The organism is Novosphingobium sp. B1 (genome assembly GCF_900176395.1).
Classification (GTDB): domain Bacteria; phylum Pseudomonadota; class Alphaproteobacteria; order Sphingomonadales; family Sphingomonadaceae; genus Novosphingobium.
Genome location: NZ_FWXL01000007.1, coordinates 213,015 through 235,532, shown reverse-complemented (window position 1 = coordinate 235,532; position 22,518 = coordinate 213,015). Strand labels below are relative to the sequence as shown.

Sequence of the window (22,518 nt, the reverse complement as noted above, 5' to 3'; positions counted from 1 at the left end):
CTTCATGGCTGCTTCCTTCCTTCAGGATTCGACAACCAGAAGTGTGCGCCTCAACCAAGGCCCGAGGGAAGCAGCCGCAATTACACGATGACTCATAAGCGCGCAGCCACAGGCGCATTGAGGCGAGTTGGACCATGGCGAGGAAGTTGGCAGCGAGTTTGTCGTAACGGGTAGCGACGCGACGGAAGTGCTTCAGCTTGGAGAAGAACCGCTCGATAAGGTTGCGCTCGCGATAAAGGCGCTTGCTCAAGCAGGGTTTCCATTTCCGATTGGATTTGGCCGGTATATTCGCCGTGGCTCCCTGCTCCTCGATCAGGCCACGGATGCGGTCAGCGTCATAGGCCTTGTCGGCCAGCACGATGGTGTGCGGTCCAAGGTGGTTGAGTAGCGTATCGGCGATTTGCCCATCATGCGTCTGACCGGCGGTCAGGCTTAGTCGGATCGGGAGGCCTTGTGCATCGACGACCGCGTGGATTTTGGTCGTGAGGCCGCCTCTGGAGCGACCGAGACAATGATCTCGATCCCCCTTTTTGCCGTTGCGGCCTGCTGATGAGCGCGAACGGAAGTGCTGTCGATCATCTGGATGTCGCCCTCATGAGCGGCAGTGATGGCATCCATCATCCGGTCCCATAACCCGGCTTTTCGCCATCGCACGAAGCGGTTGTAGCAAGTCGTGCGTGGGCCATAACGTTCCGGTAGATCGCGCCACGGCGCACCGGAACGCAGCACCCAGAAGATGCCGTTCAGCACGCGACTATCATCTACGCGCGGCACGCCTCTGGATTTGTTGGGCAGCAGCGGCTCGATAACGCGCCATTCGAAGTCGGTCAGATCATATCGGCTCATGCCGACGCTGAATCATAATCTCCATGCTCGGAGAAGAGCCGTTCCAGCAGGCTGGCGTCCCTGATGCTGCCGTCGCAACGAAAAATCTCAATCTCCGGCGTGTGGTCGGGGAAGAACTCCACCTCCCACCGCTCGCCGGGCACCGCCACCTGCACCATGACCGCACCTTCACGAACTGACGTCAGCGTGAAGTGGATGCGCGCCTCCTCAAGCCGAAGAAGGAAGGCGGACAAATCTGCAAGAGAACTACCGGTCGGATCACTCATCATCAGAGCGTAGCTGCCAGCCCCGGCGCTGCCAACCGCGCCCGCTTTATGAGTTCACAACCTAGCCACGCCAAACGCAAGAAAGCCCGGATTTCTCCGGGCTCTCCTGTTTTTCCGATCGACAATTCTACTGGTTCATCGTCGCGAAGAAGTCTTCGTTGGTCTTCGAATCCTTCATCTTGTCGAGCAGGAACTCCATCGCATCGACGGTGCCCATCTGCATGAGAATGCGGCGCAGGACCCACATCTTCGAGAGCTGGTCCTTCGGCACGAGCAGCTCTTCCTTGCGGGTGCCGCTCTTGCCCACGTCGAGCGCCGGGAAGATGCGCTTGTCGGCAACCTTGCGGTCGAGCACGATTTCGCTGTTGCCGGTGCCCTTGAACTCTTCGAAGATCACTTCGTCCATGCGGCTGCCGGTATCGATCAGTGCGGTGGCGATGATCGAGAGCGAGCCGCCTTCCTCGATGTTGCGCGCCGCACCGAAGAAGCGCTTGGGGCGCTGCAGGGCGTTGGCATCCACACCGCCGGTCAGCACCTTGCCCGATGATGGCACCACGGTGTTGTAGGCGCGGCCGAGGCGTGTGATCGAGTCGAGCAGGATGACGACGTCACGCTTGTGTTCGACCAGGCGCTTGGCCTTTTCGATGACCATTTCGGCCACCTGCACGTGACGCGTGGCGGGTTCGTCGAACGTCGAGGAGATGACCTCGCCCTTCACGCTGCGCTGCATGTCGGTCACTTCTTCCGGGCGCTCATCGACCAGCAGAACGATCAGGAAGACTTCCGGATGGTTGTCGGTGATCGCCTTGGCCATGTTCTGCAGCAGCACGGTCTTGCCGGTGCGCGGCGGGGCGACGATCAGTGCGCGCTGGCCCTTGCCCTGGGGGCTGACCAGATCGATCACGCGGGCCGACTTGTCCTTGACCGTCGGGTCGAGCGTATCGAGCTTGAGGCGCTCGTTCGGGTAGAGCGGGGTGAGGTTGTCGAAGTTGACCCGATGGCGCACGGCCTCCGGTTCGTCGAAGTTCACCTTGATCAGGCGAGTGATCGCGAAATAGCGTTCGCCATCCTTGGGCGCGCGGACCTCGCCCTCCACGGTATCGCCGGTGCGCAGGCCCCATTTGCGGACCTGGTTGGGCGAAACATAGATGTCGTCCGGGCCGGCAAGGTAGTTCGCCTCGGGGCTGCGCAGGAAGCCGAAGCCGTCGGGCAGGACTTCGATGGTGCCGATGCCGAGGATTTCCTCGCCGTCTTCCGCCATTTCCTTGAGAATCGCGAACATCAGGTCCTGGCGGCGCATGGTGCTGGCGCCTTCGACCTCGAGCTCCTCGGCCATCTGGACCAGCTCGGCGGGGGTCTTCTTCTTGAGTTCCTTCAGGTGCATTTGATGGTTTTCCAAAGGGTTGGGTAGATAGCCGGAAACCTCTGACGGGCTTGGAGAAAGCAAGAGGGCGGCTGCATCTGTGGCAGCGCATCGATCTTCCGGTTCGCCCGCAGATATGCCTCGGGCGGGCGATAGTCAATTGTGGATCAGGCCAGGGGGGTGGTATCCTCCTCGCATCAAACCGGAAAAACCGGTCAGTACGAGAGGACATTACCATGATCAGACTGCCGCGGCGCAGTAGCGCCTTTCCCCGCCCGCAGGCACACGATGCTCCGGCCAACGCCTGGGGCTCGCAGTGGAAGCACCTGCCACGTTCGCCGATGCGGATTGTCCGCAACGCCATGCGCGATGGCTTGCGGACCTTGCGCGGCTAGAACGGCTTCACGATCACCATGATGACGATCACCGCGGCAGCGACGCCGGGGATCTCGTTGAGCATGCGCAGCTTCTTGCCCGAAAGCTTCCTCACGCCCTGGGCAAGTTGCTGCGCGTAGTTCGCCAGCCAGAAGTGGTAGGCGGTCAGCACCAGCACGGCAGCCAGCTTGAGGTGGAACCACCCTTGGGCGAATGCGCCGATATCCACGGCCAGCAGCAGGCCGAGCACCCAGACCACCACCAGCGCCGGCCACATGATGATCTTCATCAGCTTGCCCTCGCGATCGACCCAGATCGCATTCTCGGGCGAGCCTTCGGGCGCTTCCTGGTGATAGACGAAGAAGCGCGGCAGCATGAACAGGCCCGCCATCCAGAAGATCACGAAGATGACATGGCCCGCCTTGAGCCAGAGATAGAGCATCGCCAATACCTGCTGCATCTGTTGTGGCTCCGCCTGCCAGTGCGCCCCGAGGGGCTATTTCGGCGCGGAAACCGTGGTTTGCAAGTGCCCGAAAAGGATCAGTCCCGCGACCAGCCCCGAACGATCCCGAGCAGCGCCTCGACGTTCTCGATCGGGGTGAACTGGCCGATGCCGTGGCCGAGGTTGAACACGTGCGGGCGGTCGGCAAAGGCCTCAAGCATGCGGATGGTCTGCCTTTCCAGCTCCGGACCGCCGGCCAGCAGCAGCAGCGGATCGAGATTGCCCTGCACCGGCATGCCTGCGGGCATCTCGCGCGCGGCCCACAGCGGGTCGATCGTCTCGTCGACGCCAACCGCGTTCACGCCGGTTTCGCGGGCATAGGCGGCAAGCTTTTCGCCCGCGCCCTTGGGGAAGCCGATCACGGGCACATGCGGGTAGCGGCGCTGCATCTCGGCTGCGATCTTCGCGTTAGGGGCAATGACCCAGCGTTCGAATTCGGCAGGCGCAAGGCTGCCCGACCATGAATCGAACAGTTGCAGGCCTTCGGCACCCGCCTCGACCTGGCCAGAAAGGTATTCGATGGTCACGTGCGTGATCGCATCGATGATTGCCTGGAATGCGCCCGGATCGCGATAGGCCAAGGCGCGCGTGTCATGGTGATCGCGGCTGCCTTCACCGGCCACCATGTAGGTGGCAACTGTCCATGGGCTTCCGGCAAAGCCCAGCAGCGTCGTTTCAGGGCTGATCTGCGCCTTCACCTTGGCCACGGTCTCGTAGATCGGCGAAAGGCGCTCAGGCACCGCGACAAGGCTTTCCAGCGTTGCATCGAGCAGGCGGGGCGAAAGGTGCGGCCCTTCACCGGCAAGGAACTTGAGATCCTGACCCATCGCATAAGGTACGATCAGGATGTCGGAGAACAGGATCGCGCCGTCGAAACCGAAGCGGCGCAGGGGCTGCACGGTGATCTCGGCCGCGGCATCCGTGTCATAGACCAGCGCGAGGAAACCGCCCTTCTCGGCGCGAAGTTCGCGATATTCGGGCAGGTAGCGCCCGGCCTGGCGCATCAGCCAGATCGGCCGGCGGGAAAGATTTTCACCCCGAAGAGTCCTGAGAAGAGGGCCGGGCATTTCGATCCAATCCACTAAATATAGATTCTTAGAATCAGGTTGAAGGTGTTTGTTGGCCCTGTGGAAACCGGGGATTGCGTTCGTCTGCCCGATTTGTGAGTCCGCTTCCACACTTTTCGCTGTGCGCGACTCTGGACAGCACATGAGTCAACGCGAAGTTCTCACCGCTCTCCACAGGCTGGGGAAAACGCTGTCCACTTGTCCACAAATGGCCCTGAACAGGACTCGGATCGAGGGTGAATCTGCGCCCGAAACTTGTCCCTGACTCTGTCCCGTGGTTTATCGGTCCTGTTTCCACAGGGTCATCCCGACTCCGTCCGGACCACTGGCCGGATACCCACTGAAAGCCCGCCTATGCAGCGCTTGCACCTGCACCTCCTGTCGGATTCCACCGGTGAAACGCTGGAAATGATCGCCAAGGCGGCGCTCGCGCAGTTCGATGGCGCCGATGTGGTGCGCCATTTCTGGCCGATGGTTCGTTCGATGCAGCATCTCGACCGTATCATGGGTGAAATCGCCGCAAATCCGGGACTTGTCCTGTTCACGCTGGTCAACGCCGACACGCGCGAGCGTCTCGAGCAACGCTGCGCGGCACTGGGCCTGCCGATGGTTCCGGCGCTTGATGCAGTGACCGATGCCTTGCAGCAGCAACTGGGCGTTCAGGCCAAGGGCCGACCGGGCCGCCAGCACATGATGGACGAGGCCTATTTCGCCCGCGTCGACGCGATCCAGTTCACCATTGCCCACGATGACGGCGTGAACTGGGAAAACTGGGAAGAAGCCGACATCGTGCTCGCGGGGGTATCGCGCAGTTCGAAGACGCCGACTTCGATCTATCTGGCCAACCGCGGCTACAAGGTCGCCAATATTCCTATCGTGGTCGAAAGCCCGCCGCCGTCGATGCTGTTTTCGCTGCGCAAACCGCTGGTTGTCGGGCTGACGACCAGTCCCGAACGCCTGATTGCGGTGCGTCGCAATCGCCTGCTGTCCTTGAACCAGGCGCCCGAGACAGCATATGTCGACAACGAACAGGTGACGCGTGAAGTGCAATATGCGCGCCGCATGTTTGCCGACAATGGCTGGCCGGTAATCGACGTTTCACGTCGCTCGATCGAGGAAACCGCGGCGGCCGTTATCAACCTCTATAACGAACGCGCTGCCGGAGCGGGCGGCGACGGAGCAAAACCGATATGACTCTCGTCCTCGCCAGCCAGAGCTTCTCGCGCAAGATGATGCTCGAAGCGGCAGGCGTGCCGTTCGAGGCGCGCTCATCCGATGTCGACGAAGGCGCGATCAAGCGCGAACTGATCGGCGTGACCGGCTGCCAGATCGCCAGTGTCCTGGCCGAAGCCAAGGCCTTTGCCATATCGCTCGCCATGCCAGGACGCCTGGTCCTGGGCGGGGACTCCATGGTCGAGGTCTGCGGCCGCCAGTTCGACAAGCCGACGAGCCGCGAGAACGCGGCAGAGCACCTCGAGTTCTTTTCCGGCAAGGAAATGCACCTCCATTCCGCCGCCGTGCTGATGCGCGATGGCAAGGTGGTGTGGAAAACCTGCGAGACCGCAAACTTGCGGGTTCGCACGCTTTCTCCCGAGTTTATCCAGAGCTATCTCGACAGGGAATGGCCCGAGGTTTCGGGCTGTGTCGGCGTGTTCCGGATCGAGGCACTGGGCGTGCAACTGTTCGAGAGTATCGAGGGCAGTCACTTCACCGTTCTGGGAATGCCGCTATTGGCACTGCTTGGTGCACTTCGCGAACAAGGTGAGATGCCAGCTTGAATCAGCCTTATGCCGAAGTGATCGGCGATCCGATCGCGCAATCGAAATCTCCGGTGATCCACGGCTACTGGCTCGCGAGGCTCGGGCTGGAAGGCCGTTACGACCGAGCTCACGTCAAGGCTGACGGGCTGGGTGAATACTTCGCCACGCGTCGCGCCGATCCCGATTGGTGCGGCTGCAACGTGACCATGCCACACAAGCAGGCGGTCATTCCTCTGCTCGACCGTTTGGACCCGCTGGCAGCGCGGATCGGCGCGGTGAACACCATCGTGCCCGAAGACGGCGCGCTGGTCGGCTACAACACCGACGCGCCCGGCTTCCTCGAGCCGCTGCGCGAGGACCTTGCCAGGACCCACTACTTCCGCATGGCGCGCGTGCTGGGCACCGGCGGCGCGGCGCGGGCGATCATCGCCGCTTTGGCAGACGAGCACATGGTCCTTGTGCTGGCGGGCCGCAACATGGAGAAGGCGCGCAGCCTGCTCGACGAACTCGATCCGCATGGCGAAAACCATGTCGCCCCGCTCGATCATTTTGCCGATGCCACGGACTTCGACTTCGACGATCGCGAAGGCTGCCTCGATCTCGTCGTCAATGCATCGGCGCTCGGCATGACCGGCCAGCCCCCGCTTGCCTTCGACACGACCCACGCCCCGCCCGGCTCGGTGTTCTACGATATCGTCACCAGCCCGCTCGAAACCGAATTTCTGAAAGCTGCCAGGACTGCCGGCTTCCGCACCGTGGATGGCCTGTCGATGCTGATCGGCCAGGCGGACCACGCTTTCCGCCGCTTCTTCGGCGCCATCCCGCCGCGCGGCGATGCGGACGTGGAACTGCGCGAAAGGCTTATGGCGTGAGCCGCCCTTACGTCCTCGGCCTCACCGGCTCCATCGGCATGGGCAAATCCGCCGTTGCGCTGATGCTGCGCGAACTGGGCGTGCCGGTGTTCGATGCCGATGCGGCGGTTCATCATCTGCAAGGCCCAGGTGGTGAACTGCTCCCCGCGATCGAGCAGGCTTTCCCCGGAACTACCGGACCTGAGGGCGTAAGGCGGCAGGACCTTGGCGCAAGGGTATTCGGCGATCCCGAAGCTCTCAGCCGGCTGGAGGCGATCGTCCATCCCGCCGTCGCCCGCATGCGCCATGCTTTCATGGTCGAGCACATGGGGGAACCGCTCGTCGTGTTCGACATTCCGCTGCTCTACGAAAAGGGCCACGGAGCGGACCTTGATGCCGTGATGGTTGTCTCCGCCCCGGCCGAGGTGCAGCGCCAGCGCGTCCTTTCCCGCCCCGGCATGACGCCCGAGAAGTTTGCGCACATCCTCTCGCTGCAGGTGCCCGATGCGGAAAAGCGCGCCCGCGCCAAGCACGTGATCGATACCGGCGTAACGCTCGCCGAAACGGAAGCACAGGTTGCCGCGCTGGTTGCGGCCATCCGGGAAAAAAACCCCCGTCAGTAACCTTCCCACCCCCTTGCCAGCCAAGCTTGCGGGGTCCACATATTCTTCAATGCGTGAGATCGTTTTCGATACCGAGACGACCGGACTGGACCCGAAAAGCGGGGATCGGCTGGTCGAGATCGGCTGTGTCGAAATGGTCAACCGGGTGCCCACTGGCCAGGTTTTCCATTGCTATTTCAATCCCGAACGCGACATGCCCGCAGAGGCGGAAGCCGTCCACGGCCTGTCGATCACGTTCCTTTCGGACAAGCCCAAGTTCGCCTCGCTGGCCGACGACCTGCTGGCATTCCTCGGCGACTCGCCGCTGGTCGCGCATAACGCCGGATTCGACTTCGGCTTCATCAACAACGAGCTGGAAATGTGCGGGCGCGAACCCGTCAGCCGCGATCGCATGGTCGATACGGTAGCAATCGCGCGGCGCAAGCACCCCGGTGCCAAGCTCAGCCTCGATGCCTTGTGCACGCGCTACGGCATAGACCGCAGCCACCGTACCAAGCACGGGGCACTACTGGACGCGGAACTGCTCGCCCAGCTCTATGTTGAGCTGATGGGCGGGCGCCAGATCGGCCTCGAACTCGCAGCCGAGGTTGCGATGGGCGCCGGTGTTGTCGTGGTGGAGGAGTCGATTACCGTCACCTCCAGCCTGACCCGCGTATTCCGTTCCCCGCGCCCGCATGCTGCGAACGCGGAGGAGCTTGCCCGCCATGCCGAATTCATGGCGGGTTTTGCCGAGCCGATCTGGTCGCGCTGAAACCATCGGGCTTGTCCGATGGTTCAGTCAGACCGGGCGTCTCGCCCGAGTGACAGGAGAAGTGACTTATGGATATTCGCGTTTCGGGACACCAGGTCGAAACCGGCGCTGCGCTGCAGACCCATGCCGAAGAGCGCCTTGGCGCCATCGTCGACAAGCACTTTTCCCGAGCGCTTTCCTCGAACGTGACGCTCGGCAAAGCCCCGCACGGCGGGTTCCGTTGCGATATCGTGACACACGTGACCCAGGGCCTCATCCTCAAGGGCAGCGCCGTGGCGCAGGATGCCCATGTCGCGCTCGACCAGTCGGCCGAGAAGATCGAGAAGCAGCTGCGCCGCTATCGCCGTCGCATCAAGGATCGCCACGAAGGTGCCGACCATGCGCGCAAAGCCGAAGAGGCCGCATTCGAGCCGCAGGAAGCAGCCTACACCGTCTTCGCGCACGATGAGGTGAGCGAGGAAGAACCGGCCGATGCACCGCTGGTCATCGCCGAGACCCGCGTCGACGTGCCCACCGCCAGCGTTTCGGACGCGGTGATGATGCTCGATCTGCGCAATACCAATGCGCTTCTGTTCAAGAATGCCGGCACGGGTTCGCACAACATGGTCTATCGCCGTGGTGACGGGTCGATCGGCTGGGTCGAGCCCAAGTAAGCATGCACTGAACAGGCAAATGCGAAGGGGGCGCATCATGCGCCCCCTTTTCGTTTCGCATGTGTCCGATGTCTTTGCGCGCGTGTGACAAATCGCTTTGCGCTTGCGTTCCCGAACATTCGGGAGCAATGGCCCCCCAATTCACCGTGCGTTCGCACTCTTGTGATATGTCTTACCGTATGTCGGCGCTGTTCACCCTTGATCCCCAGGCAGTCCGCGTGATCCGCGCGGAATCCAAGCAGCAGATCCTTTCCGATCTCGCTGACTGTTTCGCTGCAGTTTACGGACTCGATGGCGCGATGGTGATCGACGGGATCGAAGAACGTGAAAAGCTTGGCAGCACGGGCTTCGGGCGCGGCGTGGCTATCCCCCATGCCCGAATCGATGGCATCGACCGTCCGGTTGCGGCGTTTTTCCGTCTGGAAGACCCGGTCGATTTTGCCGCGGCAGACGGGATGCCGGTGGACTGCATCTTCGGATTGCTATCGCCAGCGCAGGCCGGTGCCACGCATCTTCAGGCGCTTGCTGCGATTTCGCGCCTGATGCGTGACGAACGGATGCACGAGCGGCTTGTTTCGGCCCCCGATGCAGAGGCGCTCTTCGGACTTCTGGTAAACGTCATCGATCGCGATGCCGCCTGAGGCGGGCCGGGACGAGCAGGAACGGGAAGAGGCCAGCAGCGCCAGCCTGCACTGGCGCGCGCTCGAAGGCCTCTATGCATCTGCCCCGGTCAACCAGCTGTTCCGCTCCGAACTTCACATAGAGCGCGAGGGTGTCTCGCGGATCGTCTTCGATGTTACCCCGGAAAGCTTTCATGCCGCCGGCGCTGCGCATGGCACGATCTATTTCAAGATGCTCGACGATGCCGCGTTCTATGCGGCCAACACGCTGGTTACCGACCGTTTCCTGCTGACGACTTCGTTCAACCTGTTCTTCAGCCGCCCGATAAACGGCGGACGGGTGACTGCAGAAGGGCGCTGGGTATCTGGCCGGCGGCGGGTGCTTGTTGCCGAGGCGCGGCTGATTGACGAAAGTGGTGAGGAGGTTGGCCGCGGTACCGGGACTTTCCAGCGTTCGCGCATCCCGCTGTCCAGCCTTGAGGGCTACAACGCGGGTCTGCGGGCGGTCCTCTGACCTGGGGTGATGCCACATCCGGGGATGCCCGGTTGCCGGCTCGGGTGGAGGTGAGCGGATTTCTGCGCGCTGCCGAGGCGCAGGGCGGGTTTGGCATGGTGCTGCGCAAGGGCGAACCAGACGCCGGAACGATCCTTCTCGTTATCGTTGAAAAACAGGAGCTTGCAGTATTGTACGAGCGCCTGCCACAGCTGGACGGCAGCCGGAAATGGTCAATTTCCAAACGGCAAGTAATTGATAATAAACAGGAATTCGAAGACTATCTGACCCGTCGTGGCAGTCAGGATCCCGATGTGTGGATAGTTGAACTGACCGTCGTGGAGTCCGAACGCTTCGTCCGGGACTGCCTTCTGGGAACCTGAACAAGGGTTGACTCTTCGCACCTGCAGAATAAAGGCGCGCTACCAATTTCGCGCAGGCGGTGACGGGAGGCAAATGAGGGCCGATCGCACTGGCACGCAGACGGGGGGCAACCGCCATGGCCCTTCTACCCGGACAGCGGCATAGCGGAAATATCCGCCAGGCTGTTTCCGCGTCTTGCCATGGCCGGAAGTTCACCGCCCAATGACGATATTAGATGAGCACTCGCTTCAAGTTCGCCGCAAGCTTCAGCCTTGCTGCGACGTTTATCACAACGCTTCTCAGCACCGGTGGATCCCACGCCGCCGCTCAAGCAACTAACGTAGTGGGCATCACTACCCCGGCCGCAGTCACTGCGACCTTCATCTCCCAGCCAGTGGTTCAGCCCGTCGCATCGCCGACACAGGATGCTGCCATCGAAGCCGAAACCGTCGATGCGGATTCGCTTTCCGAGCTGGTCGAGGAAACCCCCATTCCCGCCGCGCTTTCGAATGAGCTCGAGTGCCTTGCCGGCGCCGTCTATTTCGAAGCGAAGAGCGAAACCCTTGCAGGGCAGCTTGCCGTTGGCCGCGTGGTCGTCGCCCGCGCCAATTCCGGTCGTTTCCCGTCGTCCTACTGTGGCGTTGTGTACCAGCCCTCGCAGTTCTCGTTCGTGCGTGGCCATGGCATGCCGGCGATCAACCGCGCGAGCCGCGCCTGGCAGACTGCCGTGCGCATCGCCAAGATTGCCGACGAGGGTCTCTGGAAGAGCCCGGTCGAAGGTGCGATGTTCTTCCACGCTGCACGCGTTTCGCCGCGCTGGGAGAAGACCCGGATGGCCCGCGTCGACAGCCACATCTTCTATCGCTGAAGATTGGGCCCCGGGCCAGATACCGAATTTCAGCTGCCTTGGACGGCAATGAAAAGGGCCGGTCCCCTCTGCGGGGCCGGCCCTTTTTCCTTGCGTGCTCCCCGCACCATGACGGGGAGCAGCGTGTTCAATGGCGGAAGTGGCGCATTCCGGTGAAGACCATGGCAAGGCCCGCCTCGTCGGCTGCCTTGATCACGTCTTCATCGCGGATCGAGCCGCCTGGCTGGATCACGCAGGTCGCACCCGCCTCGACCGCAGCCATCAGGCCATCGGCAAACGGGAAGAAGGCATCCGAGGCCACGGCCGAACCCACGGTGCGCACTTCGGTAAAGGCATGCGTCTCGGCTGCTTCCTTGGCCTTCGCAGCGGCAATGCGCGAGGAATCGCGGCGGTTCATCTGGCCAGCGCCAATCCCGGCGGTGACGCCGTCCTTGGCATAGACGATCGCGTTGGACTTGACGTGCTTGGCCACCGTCCACGCGAACAGGGCGTCGGCCAGCTCCTGCTCAGTCGGTGCGCGCTTGGTCACGACCTTGAGGTCGGCCTTCCCGATCTTGCCGGCATCGCGATCCTGCACCAGCAGGCCGCCCGCGATCGGCACGGTCGTCAGGCCCTTGCGATTGGCATCGGGCAGGCTGTCGATCAGAAGCAGGCGCAGGTTCTTCTTGCGGGCGAAGGCCTCCTTGGCGGCTTCATCGGCACCGGGAGCCACGACCACTTCGGTAAAGATTTCGCAGATCGCGTTGGCGGTCGGCCCGTCGAGCGGTACGTTGGTTGCCACGATGCCGCCAAAGGCCGAGACGCTGTCGCACTCCAGCGCGTCCTTCCAGGCATCGAGCAGCGTGTCGGCCGTGGCGACGCCGCAAGGATTGGCGTGCTTGACGATGACAACCGTCGGCTTGGCATCGGCGAATTCCGCGACCAGTTCCAGCGCGGCGTTGGCGTCGTTGTAGTTGTTGTAGGACAGTTCCTTGCCCTGCACCTGGGTTGCCTGCGGCAGGCCGGTGACGGCAGGGTTGCGCGGCACGTAGAGCGCGGCATCCTGATGCGGGTTCTCGCCATAGCGCAGCGTCGTCACGCGCGTGTGCGCGGCGGCAAGGACGGGCGGGAAATGCTCGCCCTGATCCACGGTCGCGAACCACTGTGAAATCGCCGAGTCATAGGCTGCCGTCGCCGCATAGGCCTTGGCCGCCATCTTGCGGCGGAATACCAGCGTCGTCGCGCCGCCGGTCTGCTCCAGCTCGCCGAGGAACGTGGCGTAGTCGGCAGCGTCGGTCAGGATCGTCACGTAATCGTGGTTCTTGGCGGCAGAACGCACCATCGAAGGCCCGCCGATGTCGATGTTCTCGATCACCTCGTCACGCTCGGCGCCCTTGGCCACGGTTGCCTCGAACGGATAGAGATTGACCACGACGAGATCGATCGCGCCAATCTTGTGCTCGGCCATGGCTGCGGCATGTTCGGGATTGTCACGCACGGCGAGCAGGCCGCCATGGATCGTCGGGTGCAGCGTCTTGACGCGGCCGTCCATCATTTCGGGAAAGCCGGTATGCTCCGACACGTCCTTCACGGTCAGGCCTGCATCGCGCAGCGCCTTGGCGGTGCCGCCGGTCGAAAGCAGTTCGACGCCACGCGCCGCCAGTGCCTTGCCAAGATCCACAAGACCGGACTTGTCGGACACCGAAAGCAGCGCCCGCTTGATCGTAACCTCGCTCACGTGGGAATTCCTATCTATCGCATCTTCTTCAGCAGCCACGAGAAGCTCTCGCCGCTGCGGGGAACCTTGGCCGTCACGACCAATTGCCGCGTGCCGATAGGCCGTCCAAGCCCATCTGCCCAGAGGCTTTCCTCCACCGTGACCGGATCGCGGCCAGAGCGGAATTGCCACAGGCTGCCGTCGGGAAGGGACAGGGTTACGCCCTTGCCATCGGCGCTGCTTGCCAGTTCGATCTGCGGACCGAGATGAAACCGCAGGGCGACGCCGATCATCCCGCGCTTGCCCTTGCGTCCTGCCGGCACCAGCAGGTCCTCGCCGCGCAGTTCGGTGCCATCGTCGCGCAGGATCAGGATTCGCCTGTGGGTGAGGCCATAGCGGCTGACATAGCCATTGTGACTGGCTTCGATCCGCGTTGCCCCGGGGGCTGCGCCTTCGGCCGAAAGTGTGCGACGATCGACTTCGACCTCGGAAACACCCGAACCCAGCTTCCCATTGATCAGGACGGCCGTGGAATTGAAATCGTCGATGGTCAGTGTTGAATGCGCAGCCGTGGCGCGCAGGCCCTGTTCCAGACGCAACGGGATCAGCCCGCCGGCAAAGGCCGCACCGCCGCAGTTGACGATCAGGCGCTCAGGGCCATGGCTGAATTCGAAGGCAAGCGTCGAAGCGCAGCCATCGCGCGCCTGCCGTGCAAGGGGCGGCGGACCGGCATCGAACTGCAGAACGGCCTTGCCGGCAGTAGCGCGCTGATAACCCCATTGCCGCGCATCGCGCAAAGGACGCGTCCTGATACCGCTCGCGCGCACCGTCTGCTCGATCTGCTGCGCCCCGATTGCACCGGTGCCCTGCCAGTTGCCGAGGCCACCATCCCCGTGCAGGAGCGCCAGCAGCGGCGGCACCAGCAAGCTCAGCATGGTCTGGATCTGCGGCAGGGGTTCGGCCCGCACGGCTTCATAGCAGGCGCGCAGCGAAACCAGCATCTCGATGGCTTCGATCTGGCACAGCGGACTGCGCGAGAGAACCCCGCCATCATCGCCGACAAGTTCGCCCAATGCGCGCACGAGGCCCGCTTCGGCAAAGAGGCGTCGCGGCTTGCCTTCCGCCATCAGCAGACCCACGGCAACGAGCGCCGCCCAAGCCGTCGCTTCCGAAAGGCGATCTTCGGCCTTGCCGACATGCCGGTCGAGCCAGCGCGCGGTATCCTCGATCGTGTGGAGCACGCGTGTGCGGAACGCCCGGTCCTGTCCTGAGAGGATAAGCGGGGCGTGCACCATCCAGTTCATCAGGCGCTGGCCGACGTTGCCCACGTCCCACGCTGGCGTCGGGTCGGGCTTGGGATTGGCGTTCAGCCAGGTCGCGAGGATACGCTCGGCCACTTGCGCACACTGCGCGCGCGTTCCGCCGGATTCGAGATCGCGCAGCCAGCGAAAGCCATGGACCAGCCGTTCGAACGGCGGTGGAAGCCGGGGACCCGAAAAGGCGGTGTCCGCGATCGGGCTCTTGAAACCGTGGACCAGGAAATGCCCGGCGCGCAGCGCCTTGCCCCCGGCGGCATCTCCCGGAAGGGGCGGCGTTACCGTTGCCGTAAGGCGGGTCTTCCCGCGCTTGCGGAAGGGATGAAGCGCACCCTGCGGCAAGCCCAGGCGATAGGCGAGACGCACGAGACGTTCGCCTGCCCCGATCGCGGGCGGCGAAAAGTCGGTAAGGGCCAGCGACCGGCCCGGCTCGATCACGCCCGGTTCTATCGCGCTGCGATCGTCCAGGGTGATCACTGGCCGGCCTTCTTCAAGACCGGACGGACTGTTGCGGGCAGGGGCGCCTGAACGAGCCAGCAGTTCCTCCTTCGTCCGATCCAGCGGGAATGCGAGCGCTTCTTGCGCGGGGGTTTGGTCGGGAACGGCCGCGCCGCGACTTCCAATCAGGGGAAAGTCGCTTTGCGCCATTTCAGTCCGCGCCCTGGCCGAGAGACTTCAGCGCCGCGATGTTGGCGGCATATTGCGAGGGGCCGCCCTTGAAGGTGGCCGTGCCCGCCACAAGAACGTCGGCCCCGGCATCGACGCACGACCGGATCGTCCGCGTATCGACGCCACCATCGACCTCGAGGTGGATCGGCCTGCCAGACTTGTCGATCATCTTGCGGACCGCCTCGATCTTGCGAAGCTGGCTGGAGATGAAGCTCTGTCCGCCAAAGCCGGGATTCACGCTCATGATCAGAACCAGATCGATATCGTCGATCAGGTAATCGAGCATCTTCGCCGGAGTTCCGGGGTTGAGCGAAACGCCGGCCTTCTTGCCCAGCCCCTTGATCGCCTGGACGGTGCGATGAATATGCGGGCCCGCCTCGGGATGAACCGTGATGATATCGGCACCGGCATCGGCAAACGCCTGGAGGTAGGAATCGACCGGCGAGATCATCAGATGCACGTCGAACGGCTTGGCGGTGTGCGGGCGTAGCGCCTTCACCACCATCGGGCCGATCGTGATGTTGGGCACGAAGTGGCCGTCCATCACGTCGACGTGGATCCAGTCCGCGCCGGCCTCGTCGATGGCGCGCACTTCGTCGCCCAGCTTGGCGAAATCGGCGGAGAGGATCGACGGGGAAATCAGCGGAGCCATGAAAGCGTCTTCTTGCAGCGGGCGCGAGGACGCCGGAAGACACGCAATCGGTGCCAGTGCACGGCTACCCCACGCCTTGCGCTTAGCCCCCGCGAATCGGCCGAACAAGCATTAACCCTGCCCTTATCCACACGGAATGTCCCGCTTTGGAGGCGTTTGGAACTGTTTGCTGCAGGGTTAAAGAGGGGTTCAGCGGCTATTCACCGCCTGAATCCTACTTAACGAACCGAAACCAAGCCGGTATGCGTCCGGCAGAAACATACCGACATGGCAGTGCAATCTTGTTGTGGAACCCACGCAGGGCGCCAGTCGGGCGGAAGACACATCGAAATCGGGGCTAGTTTTAACCATGACCATGCCGAGACGGATTGGCGCCGCGGCCTTTGCTGTTGCCGCTGCCGCTTCCGCCCTTGTGGGTGCAAGTACCTCTGCCAGTGCCAACACGCCGAACTGCGCCGGGCCGGTGAGCGACACCTGGATCAACGTGACTGTCGACAACGTGCGCAACGGCAACGGGTTGATGGCGGTGACGCTCTATGCCGACGAGCCACGCAAGTTCCTCGTCAAGCACGGTTCGATGTATGTCGGCCGCGTCGATGCGACGGCGGGCGAAACCCGCATGTGCCTGTTCGTACCAAAGCCCGGCGTCTATGCGCTTGCGGTCTATCATGACGAGGATTCGAGCCGCAACCTGAAGCGCAGCGGCGTCCTCGGCCTTCCCGAGGAAGGCTTCGGCTTTTCCAACAACCCGCCGACAGTGGCGAGCATTCCCTCGTTCCGCTCGGTCCGCCTGAACATTTCCAAGACGAATTTGTCGACGCGGATTCACCTCAAGTATCCGTGATCCAGAAATATCGCTCAATGAACAAGGGGAGCCGTGAGCTCCCCTTTTTTTAGTCAGCTCTCGTCTGCCGGCAGGCCGATCTCGGCTATCGTCGGTGCCAGGTGCCACGGCGCCAGCTCTTCGGCCAGGGCGTGGGCGCGTGGATCGTCGACGTCCATCCACCAGGCATCCTCGATGTCCATGGTTCCGGCACGACCGGCATCTGCCAGACGTTGCATGCCGTCGGAAAGACTGCCCGACTTGCCCTCGGCAATGGCTTCACGAATGGCCGTTGCCAGTTCGGGCGTGGCCAGAAATGCGCCGCAGTCGACCGCATCATAGACGGGGATGGTCTTGCCGATGGCCGTGATCCGGCCTTGCTCGTCCATCTTCACCCAAGTCGCATCATCCGGATCGACCAGCGGATTGTCGATGCGGCGATCGATCGCCAGCGTCACGCCGCGCTCGGGCCGGTCTTCCAGCAGCAGGCGCGCCAGGATGTCGGCCTCGAACATGTGATCGGCCATCATCAGCAGGTAGTTGCCCTCGCACCGCGTGGCACCGGCCATGACTGAGTGTCCGTTGGGCGTCGACCAGTCGGACAGGCGCACCGGCACGATCTCGATGCCGGCGCGCAGCGACAGGTCGGCAAGGAACGTTTCGACCATATCGGCCTTGTGGCCGGTCACCACGACGACGCGGGTCACGCCTGCAGCCATGGCCTGGCGCACGCCGATCTCGATCAGCGGCACGCCGGCCACCGGCGTCAGCGGCTTGGAAGGCGAAAGATCGGCAAGGCGGCTGCCATAACCGGCAGCGATGATCAGGGCGTCCATGAGAGATTCCGGGTGAAGCTGTGTAAATCTGAAACGAAAAGGCCGACCAGACGAAGCGCCCGGTCGGCCATTTCAACGCTCGTGAAGCGGTCGCTTATTCGGCGGCCAGCTTCTCGACCGAAGCGTATTCGTCGACCATCTGCGCGGCGACGTCGTCGTTGAACTGCTGCGGCGGGTGCTTGCAGAAGTAGGCCGACGGGCCGATCAGCGCGCCGCCTTCACCACGATCCAGCGCAACCTTGCAGCAACGGATCGCATCCATCACGCAAGCTGCCGAGTTCGGGCTGTCTTCAACCGACAGGCGCAGTTCCAGGTTCATCGGAACATTGCCCCACTGCTGGCCTTCCATGCGGATGAAGCACAGCTTGTTGTCCTTCTGCCAGGGAACGTAGTCCGAAGGACCGACGTGGATGTTCTCGTCCTCGAGACGCGTGGCAAGCATGGCCTGCACTGCCTCGGTCTTCGACTCCTTCTTGCTGCCCAGACGCTGGCGGTCGAGCATGTTCATGAAGTCGGTGTTGCCGCCAGTGTTGAGCTGGTAGGTACGCTCGACGTTCACGCCGCGGGCGGCGAACAGGCTCGAAAGCACGCGGTGAACGATGGTTGCACCGACCTGTGCCTTGATGTCGTCGCCGACGATCGGGATGCGCTTCTCGCGGAACTTCGCTTCCCATTCCGGGGTCGAGGCGATGAACACGGGCATGCAGTTGACGACTGCAACGCCGGCTTCAAGCGCGCATTCCATGTAGAATTCGGTGGCTTCCTGCGAACCGACGGGGAGGAAGTTGAGGAGAACTTCCGCGCCCGAGTCCTTGAGAGCCTTGACGATATCGGCCTGGGTGGCTTCGGGCTGGTCAGCAACGATGAAGCCCTTTTCGCCGACCGAGGTCATGTGCGCGGCAACGCCGTCCGACACGCGACCCATGATCACCTTGCCGCCGGTCATCGGGACATTGGGCTGGAACACCGTGGTGTTGTTCGGAGCCGCGAAGATGGCTTCGGCAATGTCCTTGCCGACCTTGCGCGCATCGACGTCAACGCCGAGAACGAAATCGACGTCACCAGCGCCGTAGCCGCCGATACGGTCGTGGATCAGGCCCTGCGACGAATTGGTGTTGCGATAATGGACAACCCCCTGCACCAGCGAGCTGGCGCAGTTCCCTACGCCGATCACGGCGACCTTGATTGGCTTCATGAATTCAGATCCCTTCACACAGGCGCCCCAGGGGGCGGCTGTAACGATTTAGCCTCATTTCCAAATCGCGCGCCAAAAGCAAGAAGAATCCCCTGCGTCAAGCGCGCTTAGGCATTAGAGCGAGGATGACTGCTACCAGCCACCCCGCCGCCGCGATTGCAAAGAGGGCCAGCACCTGCGCGGCGAGCCCCATGGCAATCAACAGAGCGAAGACCAGCGCGAAGAAATCGCGGCTGGTCATGAATGTCAGCCACTGCATGATTTGCGAGGGCCTTGCAGCGTCCTGGCCGCGTCCTGCTGCAGAGGTCGCACCCTTGGCCCGGTAGTGCTCCTTGACCAGATCGAAGCTGAACGGGGCATTGCTGCGCGCCGCCGCACGACCGATCATCAGCAGGCCGATGGCAAGCAGGCCGAGCCCCAGAAATCCGAGGGCTGCGGCTCCGACGCGGTTCTGGAACAGCAGGTTCAGGGCAACGCCGAGCAGGAAGCACAGATTGGTGGCGGCATCGATCAGGCTGTCCATCCGCGCCCCTTCCGCCGATGTGCGCCACGTCGCGCGCGCCACTTCGCCATCGACACCGTCGAAGATCGAGGCGGCCTGAAACAAGAGGGCGCCGGCAATCAGACCCGTCGGGCCGCCCAGCAACAGGCAGGCGAACATGACCAGCGCGATCACCGCGGTGCCAATGGTGGCATGGACTGGCCGGAAGCCCGGAACCCGCAACGCCAGCGACGAGATCGCTTGCGAAAGCGGTCGATTTATATGGCGCGACACGATGCCATCGGTCGGCTTTGCCGTCGATCGCAGGATTGCCCGGCTGGCCGCTGCGAGTCGCGCCGCGCCTTCGCGCCCTGCCGCAAGCGCGCGCGCCAAGGCGTCTTCGATTCCCGCACCGCTGGCAATCTCGACCCCGTCGACCGGCTCGTTTCTCCCGGCAACCGCATCGGCAATCGCTTGCGCTGCCGGCAGTGCATCGCCCCGGATCACGGCATAAAGGCCCTGCCGACCCAGTGGAGGCGGGCTGAACGTGACCGGCATCGCACCGCCCAGCCGCTCGACCTCGGCGCGCGTTGTTGCAGCGGGTTGCCATCCCTCGCCACCGTTGACCTCGCAGGCGAGCAGTCCGGCCATGCGCGCCTCGCGCACGACCCGCGCCGCCGCCGGGATCCCTGCGACAAGCATGTCGGCATCGTGTCCGGCCGAGAATACGATAAGACCCGAGGTGGAAATGGCCCGACGATCCTTATAGAGTCGCAAAAAGACGACCCCTGAGCCGTGCATTCACAGCAAACCAGTGCATTTGCCGCACCGCCACTGTTTACCCGGGCACCGGTTTTATATAGCCGTGCCGCAAGGTCGCCAAGCCATGACCCGTCAAGGAGTGCAGATAATGTCGAGTTCCGCAGACGCAAGGGACGCCAAGCGCCCGAAGCGCCCGCGCGAATTGCAGGATGGCCTGAACTTCCACGTCTACCACCCGTTGGCCTGGCGCCTCGCCAAACTGCTGTCCCACACCCCACTGACGCCGAACATGGTGTCCGTCTTCGGCGGGCTGCTCGTCGTGGCAGCGGGCGTGGTTTATTACAACATGGACTCTACCGGCGGGACTTGGGCGCTCGGCTGGCCCGCAGGGGCCCTGCTCGGCATGGTCCTGCACTTGAGCTGGCACGTTGTCGATGGCGCCGACGGCGATCTGGCAAGGCTGACTGGCAGGTCCAGCCCGATCGGCGAAATGGTCGACGGCATATGCGACTACGTCAGTCACATCGTCGTCTACGTCCTCCTGGCATTCGTGCTGACGCGACAGGTCGGCGCGGGCGAGGCCTGGGCGTGGACCCTCGCGGCGGGACTTTCGCACATCGTCCAGTCAAACCACGTCGAGGTGCAACGCCGGTTCTACCAGTACTGGACCTATGGCGTGCCCTGGCTGAACAACGCCAAGGACAACAGCGCCGGCATGTTTGCCACGACCGGGCTGTTCAACAAGGTCCTGCGCACGATTGCGCAGGTCTATCTGCACATGGCAGCCGGGATGACCCCGCATGCCCGCCAGATCGATTCGGCCGTCAGCGAGTCCATGGCGTCGGGTGACACGCGCCGGCTCGAATCAATCCGTTCCGAAGTCGCGCGCGAGCAGAAGCCGCTGCTCAACTTCCTCAAGTTCCTCGGCCCCAATCCCCGGGCGATCGTGCTCGGGCTGGCGATGCTGGCTGGAAGCCCGGTCTATTACTTCTTCTACCAGGCCGTGGTGATGAACGTGCTGTTGCTGATCTCGGTGCAGCTGCACAACCGCGCCGCGATGGCAACGGCGGCACGAATCGAAGTCCCGTCGGCCGGCGGAGCGCCCGCGCTCAGCTGACGCGATAACGGTCGAGCGAGAGCACCCCGGGCCGCATCCGCCGCCAGACCATGACGAAGCCGATGTAAAGCATGAGCGCGATCGTCGGGGCAAGCGCCTTGCCCAGAGCAACCGGCGCATGTTCGAACACTGTCGTGCGCAGCACCCAGCCGGCATAACTGCCGATCAGCACTGCCGCTGCAGCTGCAAGCGCGGGCGTGAGCGCGTGGAGCGGGTCCCGCCGCACGCCAAGCCCCGCCAGCCAGTAGCGCCGCATCAGCGCGGCGACCACCGCTGCCAGCAACATGGCGAGCGAAGCGCCGAGAATGCCGTAAGTCGGCGCCAGCAGGGGAATGGCGCCCGCAGCAATCAGAATCAGGATCAGGTTGACCTGCAGCGCCAGCGCAGGCCGGCGGAAATAGAGAATCAGTTCCGATACGCCGAAGGCTCCGTTTATCGTCTCAGCCAGCACCATTGCGATCAGCGCGGGATAGCCGGTGGCATAGTGCTGTCCGAACAGGTCGAGCAGGGCGTCGCCCGCCGCTGCCATGAGCAGCACGACCCCCAGTTGCAGCGTCAGGATCACGCGCGTTGCCGCCGCGGTGGCTTCGCCGGTCGCCACATCGCCGTCGGCCTTCATCGTGCGCGCGGTGAGCGGCGTCAGGATGCCGTCGAAGGCCTGCCGCACTTGCACGATGGGTGTCTTGAGCTGGCGCAGCACGCCATAGACGCCGACTGCCGCATCGCCGAGCAGGAAGCCGACAAGATAGAGGTCGATGCGCTGGGCAAGGCTGGTCAGGAAATCACTGCCTGATGCCGGAAGCAGCGAGCGCGCGCGCCTGACGAGGACGGAAGGATCGGGCCGCCAACGCCGCAGATGGAGCGAACCGAGGCAATGCCGCGCGCTCCACACCGAAAAACCCGCCAGGGCCAGCGATCCGGCCCAGTAGCCGATCAGCATCCCGGTTTGCTCGAGGCCAAGATACCACGCCGCGAGCGCAACACCCGTCAGCACATAGGGTTCGACCAGGCCGCGCGCGATCACCTCGTAGCGCATCTTGTGGGTCCACCGGGTGGCGGCCAGCGCGATATCGCCCGTGATCTGGCCCAGAACGGCAGGAGCGAGAATCGCGAATGCGAGCCGGAGCTGGTCGGACGCGACGCTTGTGGGCAGCAGCCGCGTTGCTGCGATCAGCAACAGCGATACCGCAAGGCCTGCGCACATGGCCAGCAGCAGGGCATCCAGCAGAACGTGCGTGGCCGGGCGTGCCTTCGCCGCCAGGCCATCGCCCTGTGTCTCTTCCTCGAGCCAGGGAAAGATCATCCGGCGCAGGCCAAGGCTTGCCACGGGTACGGCCAGTTCGACCATGGCGCTGGCCATGGTGAACACGCCATAGTTCACCGCACCGTAAAGCCGCGCGCCGACATAGAGGAACGAAGCCCTGGCTGCGAACCGGATGATGAAGCTGAGGGCGTTCGACCCGGCGCCCCGCGCGATGACCCTCTGGGACGTGCTAGTGCGGGAATTGCCGGGTGCGTGCATATGTCCGCGCGGATTGGCGCGGTTTGCGGCACTTGGCAAGTGCGCCGA

At 63.4% G+C, this 22,518-nt stretch carries 24 protein-coding genes and 1 pseudogene; 13 read left to right on the top strand and 12 right to left on the bottom strand.

Annotation, left to right across the window (positions count from 1 at the left end):
• Nucleotides 1-103: 103 nt before the first annotated feature.
• The 3 genes and pseudogenes from B9A23_RS14540 to rho form a co-directional block, all read right to left on the bottom strand.
• Nucleotides 104-846: pseudogene (locus B9A23_RS14540) on the bottom strand (IS5 family transposase); the annotation flags it as partial.
• Nucleotides 843-1,112, bottom strand: a complete 270-nt coding sequence (locus B9A23_RS14535) for a hypothetical protein (RefSeq protein WP_084279820.1) — start codon at nt 1,110-1,112, stop codon at nt 843-845. The pseudogene B9A23_RS14540 and the gene B9A23_RS14535, both read right to left, overlap by 4 nt.
• A 127-nt stretch (nt 1,113-1,239) precedes the next feature.
• Complete coding sequence (rho, locus tag B9A23_RS14530; protein ID WP_084279792.1) at nt 1,240-2,496, bottom strand: transcription termination factor Rho; 1,257 nt, start codon at nt 2,494-2,496, stop codon at nt 1,240-1,242.
• A gap of 215 nt (nt 2,497-2,711) precedes the next feature.
• Here rho and B9A23_RS22845 point away from each other — a divergent pair, with 215 nt between their 5' ends.
• Nucleotides 2,712-2,870, top strand: a complete 159-nt coding sequence (locus B9A23_RS22845) for a hypothetical protein (RefSeq protein WP_176218003.1) — start codon at nt 2,712-2,714, stop codon at nt 2,868-2,870.
• On the opposite strand, the gene B9A23_RS14525 is transcribed toward B9A23_RS22845, so the two are convergent.
• Both B9A23_RS14525 and hemE read right to left on the bottom strand, forming a co-directional pair.
• Nucleotides 2,867-3,310, bottom strand: coding sequence for a CopD family protein (locus B9A23_RS14525; protein ID WP_084279791.1), 444 nt, complete (start codon nt 3,308-3,310; stop codon nt 2,867-2,869). The two genes, B9A23_RS22845 and B9A23_RS14525, sit on opposite strands and share 4 nt — an antisense overlap.
• Nucleotides 3,311-3,390: 80 nt before the next feature.
• On the bottom strand, nt 3,391-4,419 hold the full coding sequence (gene hemE, locus B9A23_RS14520) for a uroporphyrinogen decarboxylase (protein WP_084279819.1): 1,029 nt from the start codon (nt 4,417-4,419) through the stop codon (nt 3,391-3,393).
• Nucleotides 4,420-4,773: 354 nt separating this feature from the next.
• Here hemE and B9A23_RS14515 point away from each other — a divergent pair, with 354 nt between their 5' ends.
• The 10 genes from B9A23_RS14515 (at nt 4,774) to B9A23_RS14470 (ending at nt 11,401) form a co-directional block, all read left to right on the top strand.
• Nucleotides 4,774-5,613, top strand: a complete 840-nt coding sequence (locus B9A23_RS14515; protein ID WP_084279790.1) for a pyruvate, water dikinase regulatory protein — start codon at nt 4,774-4,776, stop codon at nt 5,611-5,613.
• The gene (locus tag B9A23_RS14510; RefSeq protein ID WP_084279789.1) at nt 5,610-6,197 is read left to right on the top strand and encodes a nucleoside triphosphate pyrophosphatase; all 588 of its coding nucleotides are present in this window, start codon (nt 5,610-5,612) and stop codon (nt 6,195-6,197) included. Before B9A23_RS14515 ends, B9A23_RS14510 begins: the two co-directional genes overlap by 4 nt.
• Nucleotides 6,194-7,051, top strand: coding sequence for a shikimate dehydrogenase (gene aroE / locus B9A23_RS14505; RefSeq protein ID WP_084279788.1), 858 nt, complete (start codon nt 6,194-6,196; stop codon nt 7,049-7,051). The genes B9A23_RS14510 and aroE overlap by 4 nt, the downstream gene beginning before the upstream one ends.
• On the top strand, nt 7,048-7,653 hold the full coding sequence (coaE, locus tag B9A23_RS14500) for a dephospho-CoA kinase (protein WP_084279787.1): 606 nt from the start codon (nt 7,048-7,050) through the stop codon (nt 7,651-7,653). The genes aroE and coaE overlap by 4 nt, the downstream gene beginning before the upstream one ends.
• Nucleotides 7,654-7,702: 49 nt before the next feature.
• Entirely contained in the window at nt 7,703-8,404 is a 702-nt protein-coding gene (gene dnaQ, locus B9A23_RS14495; protein ID WP_084279786.1) for a DNA polymerase III subunit epsilon, read from the top strand.
• Nucleotides 8,405-8,472: 68 nt separating this feature from the next.
• On the top strand, nt 8,473-9,057 hold the full coding sequence (gene raiA, locus B9A23_RS14490; RefSeq protein ID WP_084279785.1) for a ribosome hibernation-promoting factor, HPF/YfiA family: 585 nt from the start codon (nt 8,473-8,475) through the stop codon (nt 9,055-9,057).
• A 179-nt stretch (nt 9,058-9,236) separates the two neighbouring features.
• Nucleotides 9,237-9,698, top strand: coding sequence for a PTS sugar transporter subunit IIA (locus tag B9A23_RS14485; RefSeq protein ID WP_084279784.1), 462 nt, complete (start codon nt 9,237-9,239; stop codon nt 9,696-9,698).
• Nucleotides 9,688-10,191 carry a PaaI family thioesterase gene (locus B9A23_RS14480; protein ID WP_084279783.1) on the top strand — a complete coding sequence of 168 codons (504 nt, stop codon included), beginning with the start codon at nt 9,688-9,690 and terminating at the stop codon, nt 10,189-10,191. The genes B9A23_RS14485 and B9A23_RS14480 overlap by 11 nt, the downstream gene beginning before the upstream one ends.
• A gap of 44 nt (nt 10,192-10,235) precedes the next feature.
• Entirely contained in the window at nt 10,236-10,553 is a 318-nt protein-coding gene (locus B9A23_RS14475; protein ID WP_368655942.1) for a DUF1491 family protein, read from the top strand.
• Nucleotides 10,554-10,768: 215 nt separating this feature from the next.
• A complete protein-coding gene (locus B9A23_RS14470) occupies nt 10,769-11,401 on the top strand; it encodes a cell wall hydrolase (RefSeq protein WP_084279781.1) in 633 nt (210 codons plus the stop codon).
• A 127-nt stretch (nt 11,402-11,528) separates the two neighbouring features.
• On the opposite strand, the gene purH is transcribed toward B9A23_RS14470, so the two are convergent.
• Genes purH through rpe form a run of 3 tightly spaced genes read right to left on the bottom strand, consistent with a single transcriptional unit; the run spans nt 11,529 to nt 15,734 of the window.
• Entirely contained in the window at nt 11,529-13,118 is a 1,590-nt protein-coding gene (gene purH, locus B9A23_RS14465) for a bifunctional phosphoribosylaminoimidazolecarboxamide formyltransferase/IMP cyclohydrolase (RefSeq protein ID WP_084279780.1), read from the bottom strand.
• Nucleotides 13,119-13,132: 14 nt separating this feature from the next.
• Nucleotides 13,133-15,061, bottom strand: a complete 1,929-nt coding sequence (locus tag B9A23_RS14460; protein WP_254895127.1) for a heparinase II/III family protein — start codon at nt 15,059-15,061, stop codon at nt 13,133-13,135.
• A 1-nt stretch (nt 15,062) separates the two neighbouring features.
• Nucleotides 15,063-15,734: a ribulose-phosphate 3-epimerase gene (gene rpe / locus B9A23_RS14455; protein WP_084279779.1), complete on the bottom strand. Its 672-nt coding sequence runs from the start codon at nt 15,732-15,734 to the stop codon at nt 15,063-15,065.
• A 349-nt stretch (nt 15,735-16,083) separates the two neighbouring features.
• Between rpe and B9A23_RS14450 the strand changes: the two genes are divergently transcribed.
• Nucleotides 16,084-16,578 (top strand): DUF2141 domain-containing protein, encoded by a 495-nt coding sequence (locus B9A23_RS14450; RefSeq protein ID WP_084279778.1) that lies wholly within the window; start codon nt 16,084-16,086, stop codon nt 16,576-16,578.
• 53 nt (nt 16,579-16,631) lie between these two features.
• Here the strand turns inward: B9A23_RS14450 and B9A23_RS14445 are convergent, their stop codons facing one another.
• The 3 genes from B9A23_RS14445 to B9A23_RS14435 all read right to left on the bottom strand — a co-directional run bounded on the left by B9A23_RS14445 (nt 16,632) and on the right by B9A23_RS14435 (nt 19,846).
• Complete coding sequence (locus B9A23_RS14445) at nt 16,632-17,393, bottom strand: phosphocholine cytidylyltransferase family protein (protein ID WP_084279777.1); 762 nt, start codon at nt 17,391-17,393, stop codon at nt 16,632-16,634.
• 94 nt (nt 17,394-17,487) lie between these two features.
• Entirely contained in the window at nt 17,488-18,588 is a 1,101-nt protein-coding gene (locus B9A23_RS14440) for an inositol-3-phosphate synthase (protein ID WP_084279776.1), read from the bottom strand.
• Nucleotides 18,589-18,685: 97 nt separating this feature from the next.
• Nucleotides 18,686-19,846, bottom strand: coding sequence for a CDP-alcohol phosphatidyltransferase family protein (locus B9A23_RS14435; protein ID WP_176218002.1), 1,161 nt, complete (start codon nt 19,844-19,846; stop codon nt 18,686-18,688).
• A 133-nt stretch (nt 19,847-19,979) separates the two neighbouring features.
• Here B9A23_RS14435 and B9A23_RS14430 point away from each other — a divergent pair, with 133 nt between their 5' ends.
• Nucleotides 19,980-20,948 (top strand): CDP-alcohol phosphatidyltransferase family protein, encoded by a 969-nt coding sequence (locus B9A23_RS14430; protein WP_084279774.1) that lies wholly within the window; start codon nt 19,980-19,982, stop codon nt 20,946-20,948.
• Here the strand turns inward: B9A23_RS14430 and B9A23_RS14425 are convergent.
• Nucleotides 20,941-22,509 carry a lipopolysaccharide biosynthesis protein gene (locus tag B9A23_RS14425; RefSeq protein WP_176218001.1) on the bottom strand — a complete coding sequence of 523 codons (1,569 nt, stop codon included), beginning with the start codon at nt 22,507-22,509 and terminating at the stop codon, nt 20,941-20,943. The two genes, B9A23_RS14430 and B9A23_RS14425, sit on opposite strands and share 8 nt — an antisense overlap.
• Nucleotides 22,510-22,518 lie beyond the last annotated feature (9 nt).